Raw genomic sequence first — 18,564 nt, 5'->3', positions numbered from 1 at the left:
GCCAGCAGATGGTCATTCTGCTGATCACCGTCGCGGCCTATCCGATCAGCTATATCCTGCTGGAATTGCCGAAGCAGATCGTCAATGACGCTATCCAGGGCGAGGCGTTCCCGCGCGAATTCTACGGCTTCGAATTCGACCAGATCTCGTATCTGGTGCTGTTGTGCATGAGTTTTCTCGGCCTGGTGGTCGTCTCCAACGGCATCAAGCTGCTTCTCAACGTTTACAAGGGGCGCCTGGGCGAACGCATGCTGCGCCGGCTGCGCTTTGAGCTGTTTCAGCGGGTGCTGCGCTTCCGCCTGCCGCATTTCAAGAAGGTCAGTTCCGGCGAGATCATTCCGATGATCACCTCCGAGGTGGAGGATGTCGGTGGCTTCATCGGCGAGGCGGTGGCCCTCCCGGCCTACCAGGGCGGTATGCTGGTCGTGCAGATCGGCTTCATCTTCATGCAGGATCCGCTGCTGGGCCTTGCGGCCGTCTCCTCCTATCCGATGCAGGCCTATATCATCCCCAAGCTTCAGCGCCGGGTGGTGCTCTTGTCGCGCCAGCGGGTGCGCAATGTGCGGGTGATCGCCGACAAGATCGGCGAGAGCATCGGCGGCGTTTCCGAGATCCACGCCAACGATGCCTCGGCCTGGCATTCGGCGGATCTGTCCGATCGGTTTTATGCCAACTACAAGATCCGCTACAAGATTTTCAACTGGAAGTATTTCATAAAGTTTCTCAATAACTTCATGAACCAGTTGACGCCGTTCCTGTTCTACATGATCGGTGGCTGGCTGGTGATCGAAGGTGAGTTGTCCATTGGTGCGCTGCTGGCCGTGATCGCCGCCTACAAGGATCTGGCCGGCCCCTGGAAGGAATTGCTCGCCTATTACCAGATGGTGGCGGATGTCGACGTCAAGTATCAGACCGTCGTCGAGAATTTCGATCCGCCGGACATCTATCCGGCAAGCCGCCTGACCCTGGACGAGGAGGTCACGCTGGCGGGCGACCTGACCATGAAGAAGGTCAGCTTTTCCGGAGGCGCGGCCGGTCAGGAGGTGTTCGAGGTCTCCTTCAAGGTGGGGGAGGGCTCCCAGGTGGCCGTTGTCGGTCCGGACGGCTCCGGCCGGGCGGAGGTCATGCAGCTGGCCGCTGGTCTTCTGGGGGCCGGCAGCGGACGGGTGAAGATCGGCGAGACCAATCTCGATATCTTGTCGGAATCGGTGTTGGGGCGGCAGATCGCCTATGTGGGGGCCGCCGTGCATGTGTGGACCGGTACGGTGCGCGACAACGTGTTCTATGGTTTGCGCCACCGGCCCTTGCGGCCGCCGGAGCGGGGACCGGAGGCGCAGGCGCATAATGCCCGGCGCCTGAACGAGGCGCATCTCACCGCCAATCCCGATTACGACGTCGAGGCCGGGTGGGAGGATCTGGACGCGGTGGGCTGTGCCGATCTCGCCGAGCTCGATGCCCGCGCGCTGGCCCTGATCGGGAAAACGGGACTTGCCGCGGACGTGTTCCGCATGGGGCTGCAGTCGCCGCTCGACGCGGAGCGCTACCCTGAGTTCGCCGAGCGGATCCTGGCTGTGCGCCGGGCGCTTGCCGACCGGGTGACCGAGGATGCCCATCTGTCGCAACTGGTCGAATTATGGCGGCTCGACAGCTTCAACAACAGCGCCAGCGTGGCGGAAAACCTCTTGTTCGCCGCGCCCGCGGATCCGTCCATGGCGATCGACAGTCTGGTCGAGGATGCGGATGTCTATGCCACGCTCAAGGAAAGCGGCCTGGAAACCAGCCTGACCGACATCGGTGCGCGGATCGCCGAGACCATGGTCGAGCTGTTTGCCAACATCAGCGACGGGTCGGGCCTGTTGGGGGATTACTCCTTCATCACCCAGGACGAGTTGCCGGAATTCGAGCGGATTTCGCGCATCGTCAAGTCGGGCAGCGGCGCTGCCGCGCTGCAGGCAGCCGACCGCAAGCGGTTGATCGGGCTGGCGTTCAAACTGATCCCCGCCCGCCATCGTCTCGGCGTTCTCGACGATGAGACCCGGTCGCGGATTGTCTCGGCCCGTGCCGCCTTTCACAAGCGGCTGGCCGGCGACACCAAACGGTTTGTCATCTTCGACAGCGACTGTTTCATCGCGCCGATGTCGATCGAGGATAATTTGCTGTTCGGCCGGCCCCGGGTCGACCGACGCGACGCGCGCGAGCGGATCGACAAGGTGATCCGCTCCCTTGTCGACGAGATGGACCTGCGCCAGCCGATCACCCGCGCCGGTCTGGATTTCCACGTCGGTGTGTCCGGCTCGCGCCTCTCCGCCGGGCAGCGTCGCCGCGTCGCCCTGGTGCGTGCCTTGATGAAGAATGCGGCGGTGACCATCATCGACGAGACGGCGGCGAGCATGAGCGAGGATGACCAGGCGCTGCGGGCGATCATCCGCGAGGAGCTGAAAGGCCGGACGTTGTTGTTCGGCGCGACGAACTTGAGTGTGGCGGCGGAGTTCGACGGGAGTATTGTCATGGATCAGGGCCGGGCGAATCCGCAAGGCGACGGCAACCGTCTCGTGGCTGCCGCATCCGGTGGCAACTGAACGGGAGCTCTGGCGTGGGAAACGGCATGGCAGGAACGGCAGGTAACGGGATGACGCAAAGTGAGGGGGGCCGGCGGACAAACGGCGCCTTGTGGCGGGCGGCGCTGCCGGGCCGGGCGAAGCAGGATCGGACGTATATGGCGCGGAGCCGCCGAAAGGAGGAAGCGTGACCCTGGATGCGGAAGTCGATGCGCTGCGGCGCGTGCCCTTGTTTCGCGGGATCGATGCGACCAAGCTGCGGCTGCTCGCCTTCATCAGCGAGCGGACCCGCTTTGCCGATGGCGAACGCCTGTGCAGTCAGGGCGAGGACGGGGACTCGGCCTTCATCATTCTCGATGGGGCTGCGGATATCCGCGTGAACACCCCCGATGGTGAAAAGACGGTGGCCCAGCTCGGACAGCATTCCATTGTCGGCGAGATCGCGATCCTGTGCGATGTGCCGCGCACGGCGACGGTGGTCGCGGCGGGGGAAATGGATGTGCTGACCGTTTCAAAGGACGATTTTCTTCGTTTGCTGAAGGAATTTCCCGACATGTCCCTCGAGGTCATGCGGACGCTTGCCCAGCGGCTGGAGCGGACGACGCAGGACCTGGTGGCACTAAAATCTTCCGCAGAGAAGTCCTGATGTGGCATGACATCCGGATGCGACACGAGACAAGGTGTTTGAGGTCTTGACCTTCTCCCTGAAGTTGTGGGGTGTGCGCGGTTCGACGCCGACACCCGGAGCCGATACGCTGCGCTATGGTGGCGAAACCACCTGTTTCGAGCTGCGCGCGGGCAATGAGATCACGCTGATCGACTGCGGCTCGGGCGCGCGCAATCTGGGCGCCGCGCTGCACGCCGGGTCGCTGAGAACCTTCGACCTGTTCTTTACCCATACCCATCTGGATCACATCTGCGGGCTGCCGTTCTTCACGCCGGCCTATGACGATCGGTTCGAGATCACCGCCTGGGCGGGCCATTTCGCCGACCGCTCCGGTCTGATGGACATCATCTGCCGGATCATGTCGCCGCCGATCTTTCCCGTTGCCGCGAACAAGCTGCGGGCGGTGACGTTCCGCAATTTTCGCGCCGGCGAAACCCTGGAGCGTCCGGGTGGCCTGACCGTGCGCACCGTGGCGCTGAACCATCCGGGCGGGGCGACCGGCTACCGGATGGAATATCAGGGCCGATCGATCTGCATCATCACAGATCACGAACACGGCAATCCGGAAATCGACCGGGCGGTGCGCGAGTTCGTCGAAGGCGCGGATGTGATGATCTACGACGCCATGTACACGGACGAGGAATATCCGCGGTTTATCGGCTGGGGCCACTCCACCTGGCAGAAGGCGGTGGAGCTGGCGCTGGCCGCCAATGTGCGCACGCCGGTTCTGTTCCATCACGACCCGCGCCGCGACGACGATGCACTCGACCGGATCGGCGAGGCCGCGCGCGCGCGTCATCCCGGTGTCCTGGTCGGAAGGGAAGGGATGGTGCTGACGCCGTAGCGCGGAGCCGCGACGTGTTTGGCCACCCGCTCCTTCGGGGGCTTCCCCAAGGCGTCATGAGCAAGCCGTGATTTGCCGGCGGCCGATCTTGACCGTAAAAACGACAAATCGGGGGCACCTGCCCGCCGGGCATCCGCCTGGCGCGGTACAGCCAAGGAGGCGCGCCGGTGGCGGGACGAGCTTCGGCGATACGTGTGGGTCTGGCCTACGTGCTGAGAGGCGGCCCAACCGAGGAGGGCATTCCTGCGCGGGTGCGGGCGGAGATCGACGCTCGTGAGGCGCGGGCGGAGCGGCTGATCGGCTGGGTACAGCTGGCGATGGTGCTGTTCTTCGCCGTGCTCTATTCGCTGGCACCGCGTGCCGAAGGGGCCGGCGGCTTCAACTTCGTTCCCATCGCGCTGGCCGCCTATTTCCTCTTCACCTTGCTACGCCTGTCGCTGTCCTACCGGATCCAGTTGCCGAACTGGTATCTGCTGGTGTCGATCGGCGTCGACATCGCCTTGCTCTGCGGTCTGATCTTCTCCTTCCACATTCAGTACGGCCAGCATCCGACCTTCTATCTGAAGGCGCCGACGGTGATGTATCTGTTCATCTTCATCGCGCTGCGCGCGCTGCGCTTCGATCCGCGCTTCGTGCTGACGACCGGGCTGGCGGGCCTGATCGGCTGGGGTGCACTCGTCGCCTATGCGCTCCTCTCCGACATGGGGGCGATGCGGATCACCCGCAATTACGTCGAATATCTCACCTCCAATGCCATTCTGCTGGGCGCCGAGCTCGACAAGGCGATGATCATCCTCGGCGTGACCGGCTTGCTGTCGGTGGCGCTCTACCGGGGGCGGCAGATCCTGTTCGATTCGGTACGCGACCACGCCGCCGCCGAGGATCTGAAGCGGTTCTTCGCCCCCGAGGTTGCCCGCTCGATCACCGATGCGGATGTGGCGCTGTCCGCCGGTCAGGGCGAGGTGCGGGAGGTCGCCGTGCTGATGGTCGACATTCGCGGTTTCACCAAGATTGCCGCCAGTCTTGAACCGCAAACGGTGATGCGGGTGCTTGCCCATTATCAGGAGGAAGTGCTCCACGTGATCGCGGCCCATGGCGGGCAGGTCGACAAGTTTCTGGGTGACGGCATTCTGGCGACCTTCGGCGCGGTGGCGCCCAGCGACCGGGCGGCGGCCGACGGCGTGCGCGCTGCCCGCGCCCTGGTCCCGGTGTTCGAGCGGCTCGGCCCGGAGTTGAAGACGCTCGGCTGGCCGGAGACCATGCGGTTTGGCGCCGCCCTGGCGTTCGGTGCCGTGACCGTCGGTGTGGTTGGTGCGGATGACCGGCTGGAATTCACCGTGATCGGCGATCCGGTCAATCGGGCGGCGAAGCTGGAAGATGCCAACAAGACGCAGCACAGCACGGCCCTGACGGATCGGAAAACCTTCGCTGCGGCGCTGCATCAGGGCTACGAAGGTCCGCCCGCCGAGGAGCGGCCGGGCGTCGAGATCGCCGGGGTGGCCAGGCCCGTTGATCTGGTGGTTCTGGCGTGACCGGTGCTTGACCATCCCGCGCCATCCTGTCACCTGTCTGGAGTGTGGAGCGCCGCGATCACAGCGGACGCGGGAAATTTCGGGGAGAACGCATGAAATTGGGAGAAGGGTACGCCGCCGTTGTCACGGGCGGAGCATCGGGGCTGGGCGCGGCGACGGCGCGGCGACTGGCTGCGGCCGGGGTCAAGGTCACCCTGTTCGACATGAACGTGACGCTTGGCGAAGCGGTGGCGGCGGAAATCGGCGGCGCCTTCGTGGCCGTCGATGTGACCAGTGACGACAGTGTCGCCAAAGGCTTTGCCGCGGCCCGGGAGAAGTTCGGCGTGGAGCGGATCCTCGTCAACTGCGCCGGTATCGCACCGGTGGCCAAGACCACCTCGCGGGGCGCGCCGCATCCGATGGACATGTTCGAGAAGGTGATCGCCGTCAATCTGGTCGGCACCTTCCGCTGCATTGCGCATTCCTCGACAGCCATGTCGGACCTGGAGCCGGTGACCGCCGATGGCGAGCGCGGCGTGATCGTCTCCACCGCGTCGGTCGCCGCCTTCGATGGCCAGGTCGGCCAGGTGGCCTATGCGGCGTCGAAGGGGGGTGTTGCTGCCTCGACCCTGCCGATTGCCCGCGATCTGTCGAAATCGGGCATCCGGGTGATGACCATCGCACCGGGCCTGTTCGAAACGCCGATGCTGCTCGGTCTGCCGCAGGAGGTTCAGGATTCGCTCGGCCAGCAGGTGCCGTTCCCCTCGCGTCTTGGCAAGCCGGAGGAATACGCCGATCTCGTTGCCGCGATCTGCGAGAACCCGATGATGAACGGCGAAACCATCCGCCTCGACGGCGCCATCCGCATGGCGCCGCGCTGACAGCACCTCTCGGAAGCCGAGACCTTTCAAGCCGTTGAGCCTTCCGCCCCGCCGTCGCGCCGGGCGGGAGGCCTTTTTATTTTTGGATGACGTCAAAACCCTTGTTATGGTCAGAGTTTGAAAGTAAGTATCCTGATTGTTACTTATTCATCCTGAAAGATCCGAAAGTGAATCAAAGTATCCGATCCTCGGTGCCGGAGGTTGGCGCCGCGGCGATTCCGCTTTCCCGCCTGCCGGTTCTGGACAGCTTGCGCGGGCTGGCAGCTTTGGGGATCCTCTGGCGCAATATCTTCGTGTTCGGCATGCCGGCCGTTGCTTTCGCGCTGCCGGAGGAATGGGGTCTTGAGACCGCCAGGAACATTGCCACATGGCTGTTTGTCGTCATCTTCGTCGACGGAACCATGCGCGGCCTGTTCTCTATGCTATTCGGTGCCTCGGCGGTGCTGATCGCGGCGAAATACGCGGCCTCGATGGAGGGGATGCGCGGTGCGGATCTTTATTTTCGCCGGCTGCTCTGGTTGATCGCCTTCGGGCTGATCCACGGCTATCTGCTCTTGTGGCCGCATGACGTGCTTTATGTTTATGGCGTTTTGGGCCTGTTCCTGTTCGCCTTTCGCAATCTGTCTGGTGGCCGGCTCTTGCTGATCGCCCTGGTGCTGTTTTCCATTTCCTCGGTAAAGGATGGAACCGGCTGGAGCCTGGCCGAATCCACGCTGAATGCGCTCGACAAGATGCGCGTTGCCGAGGTGGCGGATCTGCGCGCGCAGGAAGCCGAGGCTGGCGCCGATGCGGCACCGGGCGAGGGTGGAGCGTCCGCCGGGCTCACCGACGCGGAGGTGGAGCGCGAGATGCTGGCCGAGCTGGAGCGCTATGCGCTGGTGGAGATCAGCGAGCGGCTGGCGCCTTATCCGGTGCTGCTGCGCACCACGGCGCTGCAGACCTATGAGGAGCAGACGACGCTGTTCTTCGCCGATCATATTCTCGATATCGGCGCGATGATGTTCTTCGGCATGGCCTTGCTGCGGCTCGGCGCCTTCGGTGCCGGTTGGCCGTTGCGCTGGCATCTCGCCCTCGCGCTTGGCGGCCTGGGTCTGGGCACCGTGCTCGGGTTGATGATCCACGGCGCCGCGACGCTGGAGGGCTGGGAAGGGTGGTCGCTTGGCGAGGCGGATGCCTATTTCTACAATCTGCGCCGGCTGTCCTTTTGTCTGGGACTTGTCGGGCTGCTGACGCTGGCTGTCCGGCTCGATTTCGCCCGCTGGCTCACCGTGGCGCTGGCCGCCGTCGGCCGGATGGCGCTGACCACCTATGTGATGCAGACGGCTGTCTGTCTTCTCCTGTTCTACGGCATGGGCTTTGCGCTGTTTGGTAGCCTGGAGCACCATGAACTGCTGCTGATCGGTTTTGCCATCAACGCGGCGCAGATCGTCTTTGCGGTTATGTGGCTGCGTCGCTGGCGTCAGGGGCCCTTGGAATGGCTGCTGCGTCGCCTGGTCGAGGGGCGCGCGCCCGTTGCCGGCACCGGCTAACGGCTAGCGGCAGTCCTGGCGCGAGGAGGTGCCGATCAGCGGGCCCTGACCGGCGCCGGTGACGATGGCCGAGGAGCCGCAGCGTTCCTGTCGGGTGAGCGGGCGCGGCTCGCCGGCAAGGCAGGCGTAATAGGCCTTGGCGTAGAGCGCCTGCCAGTCTTGCTCCCGACTGTTCGACAGGGCGTCAAGGGTCGCAAGCCCGCCGCCGAGCCGTGCCCCGCGCGCGGCACCGCGTGCCGACCAGTCGCCCGGACCGCGCCCGGCCAGCCCGCCGACCACAGCGCCATCCATCGCAGCCCCAGCCACATCCTCGCCGGAAACCGAGGTGCGGGCCTCCTGGTTGGCGTAAGCCTCCGCCTCGGCGGCGCAGCGCTCCGCGTCTGGACCGGAATCGCCACGCGCCAGGGGCGGCGCCAGCAGTGCGAGCCCGAGAGCCGGAAGCAGGGCAATGGCGAAACGACGGCCGGGCTTCGAATGCGGCATGTTCATCCTCCGTTGGTGCCTCGGCCCTTCGCATGAGCGCGTCTGCGCGCCGGTTTCGACAGGGAAGGGCGGCCGCCGCCCACGTCGATGACGCTAGGAAAGTTGGGTCCGACCCTGTGAAAGGCCGGGTCAAACCTATTCGATTTCCACTTTCCGCATGCTTAACTTGTCCGCGCAACCTGTCGGGGCTTCACAGAGGAAATATTTCAGGTCTAAACTAATTTGGCTGCCGACAGAGCGGCGCGCGACCGGCAAACGGCGCGAATACAACACTGGACCAAACCAGGGACACAAGTCTTGCCCGCCTTCCGGCATGGGAAGCAGTCCTGAGGGGAGAATGACATGAAGCGGAAGATGACTGCGGCGCTGGCCGCCGTGGCTCTGGGTGTTTCGAGCCTTGCCGCCGAGGCGGAGAGCCTGAAGATCGGTTTCCTGGCAACCTTGTCCGGCCCGCCGGCGGTGCTCGGCATCCAGATGCGCGATGGCTTCCTGCTGGGCGTGAAGGAAGCCGGCGACAAGCTCGGTGGCCTCGATACCGAGGTGCTGGTGGTCGACGATGAACTGAAGCCCGACGGCGCGCTGACCAAGGTGCGGGGCCTTCTGGAGCGCGACAAGGTCGACATGATGGCCGGCGTTGTCTTCTCCAACGTGATGATGGCGGTCTACAAGCCGATTGTCGGCAGCGAGACCATCTTCGTTGGCGCCAATGCCGGACCGTCGCCGATCGCCGGCAAGGCCTGCTCGCCCTATTTCTTCACCACCTCCTACCAGAACGACCAGAACCACGAGGCGATGGGCAAGCACGCGGAGGACGCGGGCTACAAGCGCATGATCGTGATGGCGCCGAACTATCAGGCCGGCAAGGATTCCATCGCCGGCTTCAAGCGCCACTTCAAGGGTGAGATCGTCGACGAGATCTACACCAAGCTCGGCCAGCTCGACTTTTCCAGCGAGTTGACCAAGATCGCCGCTGCCAAGCCGGATGCGGTGTTCGTGTTCATGCCCGGCGGCATGGGTGTCAATCTGGTCAAGCAGTATGCCCAGGCCGGTCTTGCCGGCAACGTGCCGTTCCTCTCCGCCTTTACCGTTGACGAGACCACCCTGCCGGCGACGCAGGACACGGCGGTCGGTCTTCTGGCGGGCGCGCAATGGGCGCCGGATCTCGACAATGCGGCGAACAAGGCCTTCGTTGCCTCCTTTGAAGCGGAATACGGCTACGCCCCCTCGCTCTATGCGGCGCAAGGCTATGACGCGGCCCGGCTGATCGACGGCGCCTTGAAGAAGGCCGGCGGCAAGGGCGACAAGGCCGCTCTGATGGCCGCGCTGAAGGACGCGCCCTTCGAGAGCGTGCGCGGTGACTTCTCGTTCAACACCAACCACTTCCCGATCCAGGACGTCTATGTCGTCAAGGCGGTGAAGCGGGAGGACGGCAAGTACGTCACCCAGACCGTGGAAAAGGTGTTCGACGACAAGATCGACGCCTATGTCGGCGAATGCCGCATGAAGTGAGCCATCGCGCTCCGCCGGTCCGGCTGTGCCGGACCGGCGTTTTTTAGGTTCCCAAACGCATTCCCGCGCAACCGACGAGGCCGAAGCCGTTGAGCGCCACCCTTCTTGCCGTCCAGACCCTGAACGGTCTGCAACTCGGCATTCTCCTCTTTCTGATCGCCGCCGGCCTGACGCTGGTGTTCGGGGTGATGGATTTCATCAATCTGGCCCATGGGGTTCAGTACATGCTTGGCGCCTATCTGGCGGTGGCCGCCTATGCGCTCACCGGCAGTTTCTGGGGCGCGCTGGTGCTGGCGCTGATCGGCGCGCTCGGTCTCGGGCTCTTGCTGGAATTGCTGGTGTTTCGCCACCTCTATGACCGGGATCACCTCGATCAGGTGCTGGCCACCTTCGGCGTCATCATGTTCCTCAACGAGGGCGTGAAGGTGGTCTGGGGCGCCGCGCCCCTGTCCCTGCCGATGCCGGACCTTCTGTCCGGCTCTATCGTGCTGATGGACGGGCTGCTCTATCCGGTCTACCGGATCGCGCTGATCGGCGCCGGCCTCGGCGTGGCCTTGTTGCTTTATGTGCTGGTCAGCCGCACCCGCGCCGGCATGCTGGTGCGGGCGGGGGCGACCAACCCGGCGATGGTCGGCGCGCTCGGCGTCAACATCCGCCGGCTGTTCATGCTGGTGTTTGGCTTCGGCACCATGCTCGCCGGGTTCGCCGGCATTCTCGCCGCGCCGATCCTCGTCGTGGAGCCGGGGATGGGCGACAATCTCCTGATCCTCGCCTTCGTGGTGATCGTCATCGGTGGCATCGGCTCGATTCGCGGCGCCTTCCTCGCGGCGCTGATCGTCGGGCTGGTCGACACGCTGGGGCGCGGCTTTGCCACCGATATCGCCAAGATGGTGCTGTCGCCGTCGGCCGCCAACGATGTCGGCCCGGCCATCGCCTCCATGCTGATCTACGTGCTGATGGCTGGCGTTCTGTTCTTCCGGCCCACCGGCCTCTTCCCGGCCCGCAGCGGATGACCCCCATGACCGGATCGAACTCATCTCGCGGCGTGTCTCGCACGGGCCTTGCCGCCATCGCGGTGTTCGCCGCCTTTGCCCTGCTGCCCGTCGCGGCGGCGGCCATGGGCGACACCTTCATCGTCTTCTTCACCATCCGGGTGATGGTCTTTGCCATTGCCGCCGTCAGCCTGTCGCTGATCCTCGGGCAGGGGGCGATGGTCAGCTTCGGTCATGCCGCCTATCTCGGCCTTGGCGCCTATGCGGTCGGCATCCTCGCCGAACACGGCATCTGGGATGTCACCGTGTCGCTGCCGGTGGTGCTCCTCACTTGCGGCCTGTTCGCCGCCGTCACCGGGGCGATCAGCCTGAAGACCCGGGGCGTCTATTTCATCATGATCACCCTCGCGTTCGGGCAGATGGCCTATTACACCGCCACCTCGCTGTCGGCCTATGGCGGCGACGACGGGCTCACCATGTGGGGCCGGACCGAGGTGTTCGGCTTCGCCCCGCTTGGCGACCGCACCAGCTTCTACTATGTGGTGTTGGCCTGCCTGCTGGGGGTCTATCTGCTGGCGCGGATGATCGTCGCCTCCCGCTTCGGCCGGGTGCTGAAGGGCGCCAAGCAGAGCGAGATGCGCCTGCGCGCCGTCGGCATCGACCCCTATCCTTACCGGCTCGCCGCCTATGTGATCGCCGGCATGATGGCGGGCCTTGCTGGGGCTCTGCTTGCCAACGCGGCGGAGTTTGTCTCGCCCGCCTACATGTCCTGGCACCGGTCCGGTGAGCTGATCGTCATGGTGGTGCTCGGCGGGCTCGGCTCGCTGCTCGGTGCCATCGTTGGCGCCGCCAGCTTTCTGGTGCTGGAGGAGCTGCTGTCCCACATCACCGAGCACTGGCGGCTTCTGTTCGGCCCGTTCCTGATCCTCGTCGTCCTGTTCGGCAGGGGCGGGATTACCGGCCTTCTCGGCAAGGGAGGCCGCAATGACTGAGCCGATCCTGCGTCTTCAGGACGTACACAAGGCCTATGGCGCGTTGAAGGTGACCGATCACGTCAATCTCGATGTGTTCCCGGGAGAAATCCACGCGGTGATCGGCCCCAATGGCGCCGGCAAGACCACCTTGATCGGCCAGATTTCCGGTGCGCTCGCCGTCGATGGCGGCACCATCACCTTCGATGGGAAGGATGTGACTGCCAGGCCGATGCACCTGCGCGCCCGCTCCGGTCTGTCGCGCTCGTTCCAGATCACCGAGATTCTGCCCGAGTTCACCGCGCGCGAGAACGTGGCGCTGGCGCTGCAGGCGCAGCAGGGCCATTCCTTCCGCTTCATCCGCAATGTGGCGCGCGACCGGGCGCTCAACGAAGGCGCGGAGCGCTGGCTCGGCGAGCTCGGGCTTGCCCACCGGGCCGACACGCCGGCGGGCATTCTTTCCCATGGCGAGAAGCGGGCGCTGGAGCTGGCGATCAGCCTGGCGACGGAGCCGAAACTGCTGTTGCTCGACGAGCCGATGGCCGGGACCGGGCGGGAAGAGACCGACCGGCTGGTGGAGGTGCTGACCGGGCTCAAAGGACGCTACGCGATGCTGCTGGTGGAGCATGACATGGGAGCGGTGTTCGCGCTGGCCGACCGCATTTCCGTGCTGGTCTACGGCCGGATCATCGCCACCGGAACGCCAGAAGAGATTCGCGAGAGCGCCGAGGTGCGCGAAGCGTATCTCGGAGAGGAGGGCGCGGCATGAGCGTGCTTCTGGAAGTCGAAGGGCTGGAAGCCTCCTATGGTGCCGCCCGGGTGCTGTTCGGCATGAGCTTTGCCATTGACGCGGGCGAGGTGGTGACGCTGATGGGCCGCAACGGCATGGGCAAGACCACCACCATCCGTGCGGTGATGGGGATGATCGCCGCCGATGCCGGCGAGATACGCTTCGAGGGGCAGGGCCTCACCGGCGCGCCATCCTACCGCATCGCTCAGGCCGGGCTGGGGCTGGTGCCGGAAGGCCGCCAGATCTTTCCGACCCTGACGGTGGAGGAAAACCTCATTGCCACCGGCGCCAACCGGTTCGGCGCCGCCCCCGGCTGGACGCTGGAGCGGGTCTACGGCTTCTTCCCGCGCCTGCGCGAGCGGCGGGCCAACATGGGCAACCAGCTTTCCGGCGGCGAGCAGCAGATGCTGGCAATCGGCCGGGCCTTGATGACGAATCCAAAGCTGCTGATCCTCGATGAGGCGACCGAGGGCCTGGCCCCGCTGATCCGCCGCGAGATCTGGGACTGCCTTGCCCGGCTGAAGCGGGAGGGACAGTCGATCCTCGTGGTCGACAAGAACGTCGATGCGCTGGAAAGCCTCGCCGACCGGCATGTGGTGGTGGAAAAGGGCCGGGTGGTCTGGACCGGCAGCAGCGCCGAGCTGAAGGCCGATGCCAGCGTGCGTGAGCGCTATCTGAGCGTTTGAGTATTGCCGTCCCGCGATACCGCGCGCCCGATCCCGGCGCCCCTTGCAAGGTGCCGGGATCGGAAAACGGGCAGGTTTGGGGTCAATGCGCGGCAGGGTAGGTCTGAGCTTTGCGTGCAACGCAGAGCTCATCTTCCCGCAATTTCCTTGCGTCTTGGGGCATGATTTCGTACCCCATCTGTCGACATCCATTCGTCATACGAACGCATTGGGGCGAACATGCCGACTTACCGGTCTAGAACGAGTACACATGGACGTAACATGGCGGGCGCGCGCGGCCTTTGGCGCGCCACCGGCATGAAGGATGGGGATTTCGGCAAGCCGATCATCGCCATCGCCAATTCCTTTACCCAGTTCGTTCCGGGCCATGTGCATCTGAAGGACCTTGGCCAGCTGGTCGCCCGTGAGGTCGAGGCCGCCGGCGGTGTCGCCAAGGAGTTCAACACCATCGCGGTCGATGATGGCATCGCCATGGGCCATGACGGCATGCTCTATTCGCTGCCCTCGCGCGAGATCATCGCCGACAGCATCGAATACATGGTCAACGCCCATTGCGCCGATGCCATGGTCTGCATTTCCAATTGCGACAAGATCACCCCAGGCATGCTGATGGCGGCGCTGCGGCTGAACATCCCGGTGGTGTTCGTCTCCGGCGGGCCGATGGAAGCGGGCAAGGTCAAGCTGGCGGACGGCACCGAAAAGGCGCTCGACCTGATCGATGCCATGGTCGCGGCGGCCGATGACAGCATGTCCGATGCGGATGTGCAGGCCATTGAGCGCTCGGCCTGTCCGACCTGCGGCTCCTGTTCGGGCATGTTCACCGCCAACTCGATGAACTGCCTGACCGAGGCACTCGGGCTGGCGCTGCCGGGCAACGGCTCGACGCTGGCGACTCATGCGGACCGCCGCCGCCTGTTCGTCGAGGCCGGGCATCTGATCGTCGACATCGCCCGACGCTACTACGAGCAGGACGATGCCAGCGTGCTGCCGCGCTCCATCGCCAGTCGTGCGGCCTTCCACAACGCCATGTCCCTCGACATCGCCATGGGCGGCTCGACCAACACGGTGCTGCATCTCTTGGCCGCCGCCCGTGAAGGCGAGATCGACTTCACCATGTCCGACATCGACAAGCTGTCGCGCAAGGTGCCGGTGCTGTGCAAGGTGGCCCCGTCCGTCGCCAATGTGCACATGGAAGACGTGCACCGGGCCGGTGGCATCATGGGCATTCTCGGTGAGCTGGACCGGGCCGGGCTGCTCGACACCTCGCTGCCGACCGTGCACGCCCCGTCGCTGGAAGACGCGCTGAATCAGTGGGATATCAAGCGTACGTCCAGCGAGACGGTGCGTTCGTTCTACAAGGCCGGACCGGCGGGCGTGCCCAGCCAGGTCGCCTTCTCGCAGGACTGCCGCTACGACAGCGTCGACGATGACCGGGAAGCGGGCGTCATTCGCACCCGCGACCACGCCTTCTCGCAGGACGGCGGCCTTGCCGTTCTCTATGGCAACATTGCCGAGGATGGCTGCATCGTGAAGACGGCGGGCGTCGATGAGACGATCCTGAAGTTCACCGGCCAGGTGCGGATCTTCGAGAGCCAGGATTCCGCGGTGAGCGCTATTCTCACCGGCAAGATCGTTGCCGGCGAGGTGGTGCTGATCCGCTACGAGGGGCCGCGCGGCGGACCGGGCATGCAGGAGATGCTCTATCCGACCAGCTATCTGAAGTCGAAGGGGCTCGGCGCGGCCTGCGCGCTGGTCACCGATGGCCGCTTCTCCGGCGGCAGCTCGGGGCTGTCCATCGGCCACGTCTCGCCGGAAGCGGCGGAAGGCGGGCTGATCGCGCTGGCCGAGGAAGGCGACACGCTGGAAATCGACATCCCCAACCGGACCATCCATCTGGCCGTCTCCGACGCCGAGCTTGCCACACGCCGCGCCGCGATGGAGGCCAGGGGCGAGGACGCCTGGAAGCCGCAGGAAAAGCGCAGCCGCAAGATCAGCACGGCGTTGAAGGCCTATGCCATGCTGACCACCTCTGCCGCCGAAGGCGCGGTGCGCAAGGTCGACTGAGCGGGCGTCATATCCTGCGACGGGACATCGTCGCAGGGGCTGATCGTCCTGTCTTGACAAGCAAAACCCCGCTCGTGCCGGTTGCACGGGCGGGGTTTTTCGTTGTGTCGCGGCCGTTTCGCGAACGCTTTCGGATCCGAATTAGTCTTCCCAGTAGACGCCGGTGAGGTCGTTCGCCTGGATCGGGGCGTTCTGCCACATGCCCTTCAGCTTGGCATTCCACACCCCGGCCTTGGCGAGCTGGAACAGGTAGACATTCACCGCATCCTCGGTGATGCGCCGCTGCGCCTCGGCCATCAGCTTGTAGCGGGTGTCGGTGTCGGTCGCCGCCTCAAGCTCGGCCATCACCTTCTTGAACTCCGGGCTGTCGTACTGGAAATAGTAGTCGTCCCGGCCATAGATGCCGATGTCCATCGGCTCGGTATGGGAGACGATGGTCATGTCGTAGTTCTTGCCCTTGAACACGTCGCTCAGCCACTGCGCCCATTCCAGCGGCACGATTTCCAGCTCGATGCCGATCTTCTTCAGGTCCGAGGCGATCAACTCGCCGCCACGGCGGGCATAGGCGGGCGGCGGCAGCTTCAGCGTCGCCTTGAAGCCGTCGGGATAACCCGCCTCCGCCAGCAGGGCGCGGGCCGCGCCAAGGTCGAGCGGATAGGTGCCGACAAGATCCTGATAGGCCGGGTGATGCGGGGCGAAGTGGGTGCCGATCGGCGTGCCGACCCCGAACATGGCGCCATCAATGATCGCCTGCCGGTCAATCGCGTGGGAGATCGCCCGGCGCACGCGCACATCCGCCAGCGGCCCGGCCTTGTTGTTCATGGCCAGAATGGTCTCGCCTTCGGTCGATCCGATATCGACGGTAAAGCGCGGATCGGCCTCCAGCATCGGCAGGTTTTCCAGCGCCTGGAAGATCGGGAACCCGTCCACGTCACCGGCGAGAAGCGCCGCCAGCGCGGCGGCCGGGTCGGCGATGATCTTGAAGGTGGCCTTGTCGAGCCGCACCGGCTCGCCCCAGTACTCCGGGTTCTTGGCCAGCACGATGCGGTCGCCCTGCACCCACTGGCTGAAGGTGAAGGGACCGGTGCCGACGGGCTTGGCCTTGTTGCCGGCCGCGCTTTCCGGCGCGACCATCGCCGCATCGCCCCAGCCAAGGTTGAACAGGAAGGCGCCGTTCGGCTGGCTCAAGGTGACCTTGAGGGTCAGAGGGTCGACCACCTCGACGCTCTCGATGCCGGAAAACAGCGGCTTTTGCGCATTGGTGCTGTCCGCCCCCCGGGCGCGGTCGAGCGAGAATTTCGCGTCCTCCGCATCGAACGTGGTGCCGTCATGGAATCGGACGCCCTCGCGCAAGGAGAAGGTGTAGGTCTTGCCGTCTTCGGAAATCTCCCAGCTTTTCGCAAGCCAGGGCTGGACCGCGCCTTGCGCGTCGATCCGCGTCAGCCCCTCGAAGATATTGGCATAGGTGATCTCGTCGATGGCCGCCGCCGCGCCGGCGGTCGGGTCGAGATGCGGTGGCTCCAGCCTGATGCCAAGGGTCAGGTCCGTGCGCGCCGCCTGTACCGCGCCGGGCAGAACCGCTGTGGCGGCACCAAGCGCCAGTCCCGCGAGCATCACGGCCCGCCGGCTGAAAGTCACCATCATTGCAATCACCTCCCGTTGAAGATCCATCCGGCCCGTCAGATCCGGCCGGTCAAGAGTGCCAGGCTTGCCTGCGCCATCACCTTGGCGCTGTCCACCATATCGTCGATGCCGACGAATTCATCCGGCCTGTGGGCCATGTCGAGAATGCCCGGGCCATAGGCAATGCAATCATGCAAATGGCCGATCCGGGCAATGTGTTTCTGATCGTAGGTGCCCGGCGAGATCACATAGTCCGGGGTCTTGGCCAACACGTCGCGGATACCGGAGGCCACAGCCCGGACCACCGGTGCTTCCCGGTCGGTCATGGTCGGGATCACTTCCATCAGGTCGCGGATCGAATAATCGAAATTGTCGCGGGTCCGGGTCAGATCGTCGAGGATCGAGACCACCTCGGCCTTCACATCGGCCAGTTGTTCCTCGATCAGGTAGCGCCGGTCGATCACCATCCGGCAACTGTCGGGCACGCAAGGGGAGGGCAGGCCCTCGAACCCTTCCGGCTGGCCGCCATGCACACTGTTGATGTTCATGGTCGAGGAGCGCGCGCCTTCCGGCACCACCGGCATGTCCGTGTGCTTTGCCGCCAGCTTGGGGTAGAGCTCGGTTTCGAACCGGTTCAGCACGGCCCCCATGTGACGCACCGCGCAGTCGCCGAGAAAGGGCATGGAGCCATGGGCGATGGAGCCCCGGGTTTCGATTTCCGCCCACCAGACGCCGCGATGGCCAAGGCAGATGCGATCCTTGTTGAGCGGTTCGGGAATGATCACATGGTCGACCCGCGGCGGCGAGAACAGTCCCTTGCTGGCCAGATAGGCGACACCGCCGAAGCCGCCGGATTCCTCATCCACCGTGCCGGATATCTCGATGGCGCCGGGAAAGTCGGGCATCGCCTCGATCAGGGCTTCCACGGCGATGATCGAAGCGGCGAGCCCACCCTTCATGTCGCAGGCGCCGCGCCCATACACCTTGCCATCACGAACGATGCCGGCAAAGGGATCGACGGTCCAGCCATGCCCGGCCTCGACCACGTCGATATGCGAGTTGAAGTGGACGCAAGGACCGGGCGCGCGCCCCGCATACCGGGCCACCACATTGGTGCGCGGGTAGCGGGCGCTGTCGCCGGGCGTGTCCTCGCCGCGCAGGTAGCTGACCGAAAAGCCGCGCCGGGCCAGCCGGGTGCCGATCAGTTCGGCGCAAGGGGTATAGGCTTCCCCCGGCGGATTGACGGTGGGAATGCGGATCAACGCCTGGGTCAGCGCGACAAGATCCGCCCGCTTGTCCTCAATGCGCTGAAAAAGCGCCTCCAGCATGTCGCCCCCCGGTGCTATGAATGGCCGATGCGAGGTGATCGGCAACCCATGGTGCACCAGCAACCGCACGCTTTCCAGCAGAACCGCGAAGGGTTTTCGCGGGCGGCTATCTGTTGTCGTGCCCATGC

Annotated in this window: 15 protein-coding genes; 12 read left to right on the top strand and 3 right to left on the bottom strand. The window is 65.0% G+C overall.

Features of this window, described 5'->3' with window-relative positions; translation table 11 throughout:
- The first annotated feature begins 8 nt into the window (after nt 1–8).
- The 6 genes from LC062_RS04110 to LC062_RS21460 all read left to right on the top strand — a co-directional run bounded on the left by LC062_RS04110 (nt 9) and on the right by LC062_RS21460 (nt 7,990).
- Nucleotides 9–2,579 carry an ABC transporter transmembrane domain-containing protein gene (locus tag LC062_RS04110; RefSeq protein ID WP_224909724.1) on the top strand — a complete coding sequence of 857 codons (2,571 nt, stop codon included), beginning with the start codon at nt 9–11 and terminating at the stop codon, nt 2,577–2,579.
- A 166-nt stretch (nt 2,580–2,745) separates the two neighbouring features.
- Complete coding sequence (locus LC062_RS04105) at nt 2,746–3,204, top strand: cyclic nucleotide-binding domain-containing protein (protein WP_224909723.1); 459 nt, start codon at nt 2,746–2,748, stop codon at nt 3,202–3,204.
- 34 nt (nt 3,205–3,238) lie between these two features.
- Nucleotides 3,239–4,069: an MBL fold metallo-hydrolase gene (locus LC062_RS04100; RefSeq protein WP_224909722.1), complete on the top strand. Its 831-nt coding sequence runs from the start codon at nt 3,239–3,241 to the stop codon at nt 4,067–4,069.
- Nucleotides 4,070–4,236: 167 nt separating this feature from the next.
- The gene (locus tag LC062_RS04095) at nt 4,237–5,601 is read left to right on the top strand and encodes an adenylate/guanylate cyclase domain-containing protein (RefSeq protein ID WP_224909721.1); all 1,365 of its coding nucleotides are present in this window, start codon (nt 4,237–4,239) and stop codon (nt 5,599–5,601) included.
- A gap of 92 nt (nt 5,602–5,693) precedes the next feature.
- A complete protein-coding gene (locus LC062_RS04090) occupies nt 5,694–6,461 on the top strand; it encodes an SDR family NAD(P)-dependent oxidoreductase (RefSeq protein ID WP_224909720.1) in 768 nt (255 codons plus the stop codon).
- 167 nt (nt 6,462–6,628) lie between these two features.
- Nucleotides 6,629–7,990 (top strand): DUF418 domain-containing protein, encoded by a 1,362-nt coding sequence (locus LC062_RS21460; protein WP_224909719.1) that lies wholly within the window; start codon nt 6,629–6,631, stop codon nt 7,988–7,990.
- Nucleotides 7,991–7,993: 3 nt separating this feature from the next.
- Here LC062_RS21460 and LC062_RS04080 read toward each other — a convergent pair whose 3' ends face one another.
- A complete protein-coding gene (locus LC062_RS04080) occupies nt 7,994–8,473 on the bottom strand; it encodes a hypothetical protein (protein ID WP_224909718.1) in 480 nt (159 codons plus the stop codon).
- Between the two features lie 342 nt (nt 8,474–8,815).
- Here LC062_RS04080 and LC062_RS04075 point away from each other — a divergent pair, with 342 nt between their 5' ends.
- From LC062_RS04075 to ilvD, 6 genes are all read left to right on the top strand, one after another.
- The gene (locus tag LC062_RS04075) at nt 8,816–9,982 is read left to right on the top strand and encodes an ABC transporter substrate-binding protein (protein ID WP_224909717.1); all 1,167 of its coding nucleotides are present in this window, start codon (nt 8,816–8,818) and stop codon (nt 9,980–9,982) included.
- 89 nt (nt 9,983–10,071) lie between these two features.
- Nucleotides 10,072–10,995 carry a branched-chain amino acid ABC transporter permease gene (locus LC062_RS04070; RefSeq protein ID WP_224909716.1) on the top strand — a complete coding sequence of 308 codons (924 nt, stop codon included), beginning with the start codon at nt 10,072–10,074 and terminating at the stop codon, nt 10,993–10,995.
- A 5-nt stretch (nt 10,996–11,000) separates the two neighbouring features.
- Nucleotides 11,001–11,966, top strand: coding sequence for a branched-chain amino acid ABC transporter permease (locus tag LC062_RS04065; RefSeq protein ID WP_318246094.1), 966 nt, complete (start codon nt 11,001–11,003; stop codon nt 11,964–11,966).
- Complete coding sequence (locus LC062_RS04060; protein WP_224909714.1) at nt 11,959–12,714, top strand: ABC transporter ATP-binding protein; 756 nt, start codon at nt 11,959–11,961, stop codon at nt 12,712–12,714. Before LC062_RS04065 ends, LC062_RS04060 begins: the two co-directional genes overlap by 8 nt.
- Complete coding sequence (locus LC062_RS04055) at nt 12,711–13,421, top strand: ABC transporter ATP-binding protein (RefSeq protein WP_224909713.1); 711 nt, start codon at nt 12,711–12,713, stop codon at nt 13,419–13,421. The genes LC062_RS04060 and LC062_RS04055 overlap by 4 nt, the downstream gene beginning before the upstream one ends.
- A gap of 219 nt (nt 13,422–13,640) precedes the next feature.
- A complete protein-coding gene (gene ilvD, locus LC062_RS04050) occupies nt 13,641–15,485 on the top strand; it encodes a dihydroxy-acid dehydratase (RefSeq protein ID WP_224909712.1) in 1,845 nt (614 codons plus the stop codon).
- 141 nt (nt 15,486–15,626) lie between these two features.
- On the opposite strand, the gene LC062_RS04045 is transcribed toward ilvD, so the two are convergent.
- Entirely contained in the window at nt 15,627–17,129 is a 1,503-nt protein-coding gene (locus LC062_RS04045; RefSeq protein ID WP_404829669.1) for an ABC transporter substrate-binding protein, read from the bottom strand.
- Nucleotides 17,130–17,164: 35 nt separating this feature from the next.
- The gene (locus tag LC062_RS04040; protein ID WP_224909800.1) at nt 17,165–18,436 is read right to left on the bottom strand and encodes an acetylornithine deacetylase/succinyl-diaminopimelate desuccinylase family protein; all 1,272 of its coding nucleotides are present in this window, start codon (nt 18,434–18,436) and stop codon (nt 17,165–17,167) included.
- Nucleotides 18,437–18,564 lie beyond the last annotated feature (128 nt).

The sequence above is a fragment of the Stappia indica genome (assembly GCF_020177335.1).
Classification (GTDB): Bacteria; Pseudomonadota; Alphaproteobacteria; order Rhizobiales; family Stappiaceae; genus Stappia; species Stappia indica_B.
The sequence above is the reverse complement of the archived record's forward strand: the minus strand, read 5'-3'. Positions and strand labels throughout refer to the sequence as shown.

What these genes read in the sequence shown, in the direction of transcription:
- LC062_RS04065 (WP_318246094.1), top strand. Translation starts at nt 11,001, where the DNA reads ATGACCGGATCGAACTCATCTCGCGGCGTGTCTCGCACGGGCCTTGCC.
- LC062_RS04055 (WP_224909713.1), top strand. Translation starts at nt 12,711, where the DNA reads ATGAGCGTGCTTCTGGAAGTCGAAGGGCTGGAAGCCTCCTATGGTGCC.
- LC062_RS04090 (WP_224909720.1), top strand. Translation starts at nt 5,694, where the DNA reads ATGAAATTGGGAGAAGGGTACGCCGCCGTTGTCACGGGCGGAGCATCG.
- LC062_RS04075 (WP_224909717.1), top strand. Translation starts at nt 8,816, where the DNA reads ATGAAGCGGAAGATGACTGCGGCGCTGGCCGCCGTGGCTCTGGGTGTT.
- LC062_RS04110 (WP_224909724.1), top strand. Translation starts at nt 9, where the DNA reads ATGGTCATTCTGCTGATCACCGTCGCGGCCTATCCGATCAGCTATATC.
- LC062_RS04045 (WP_404829669.1), bottom strand. Translation starts at nt 17,129, where the DNA reads ATGATGGTGACTTTCAGCCGGCGGGCCGTGATGCTCGCGGGACTGGCG.
- ilvD (WP_224909712.1), top strand. Translation starts at nt 13,641, where the DNA reads ATGCCGACTTACCGGTCTAGAACGAGTACACATGGACGTAACATGGCG.
- LC062_RS04080 (WP_224909718.1), bottom strand. Translation starts at nt 8,473, where the DNA reads ATGCCGCATTCGAAGCCCGGCCGTCGTTTCGCCATTGCCCTGCTTCCG.
- LC062_RS04060 (WP_224909714.1), top strand. Translation starts at nt 11,959, where the DNA reads ATGACTGAGCCGATCCTGCGTCTTCAGGACGTACACAAGGCCTATGGC.
- LC062_RS04040 (WP_224909800.1), bottom strand. Translation starts at nt 18,436, where the DNA reads ATGCTGGAGGCGCTTTTTCAGCGCATTGAGGACAAGCGGGCGGATCTT.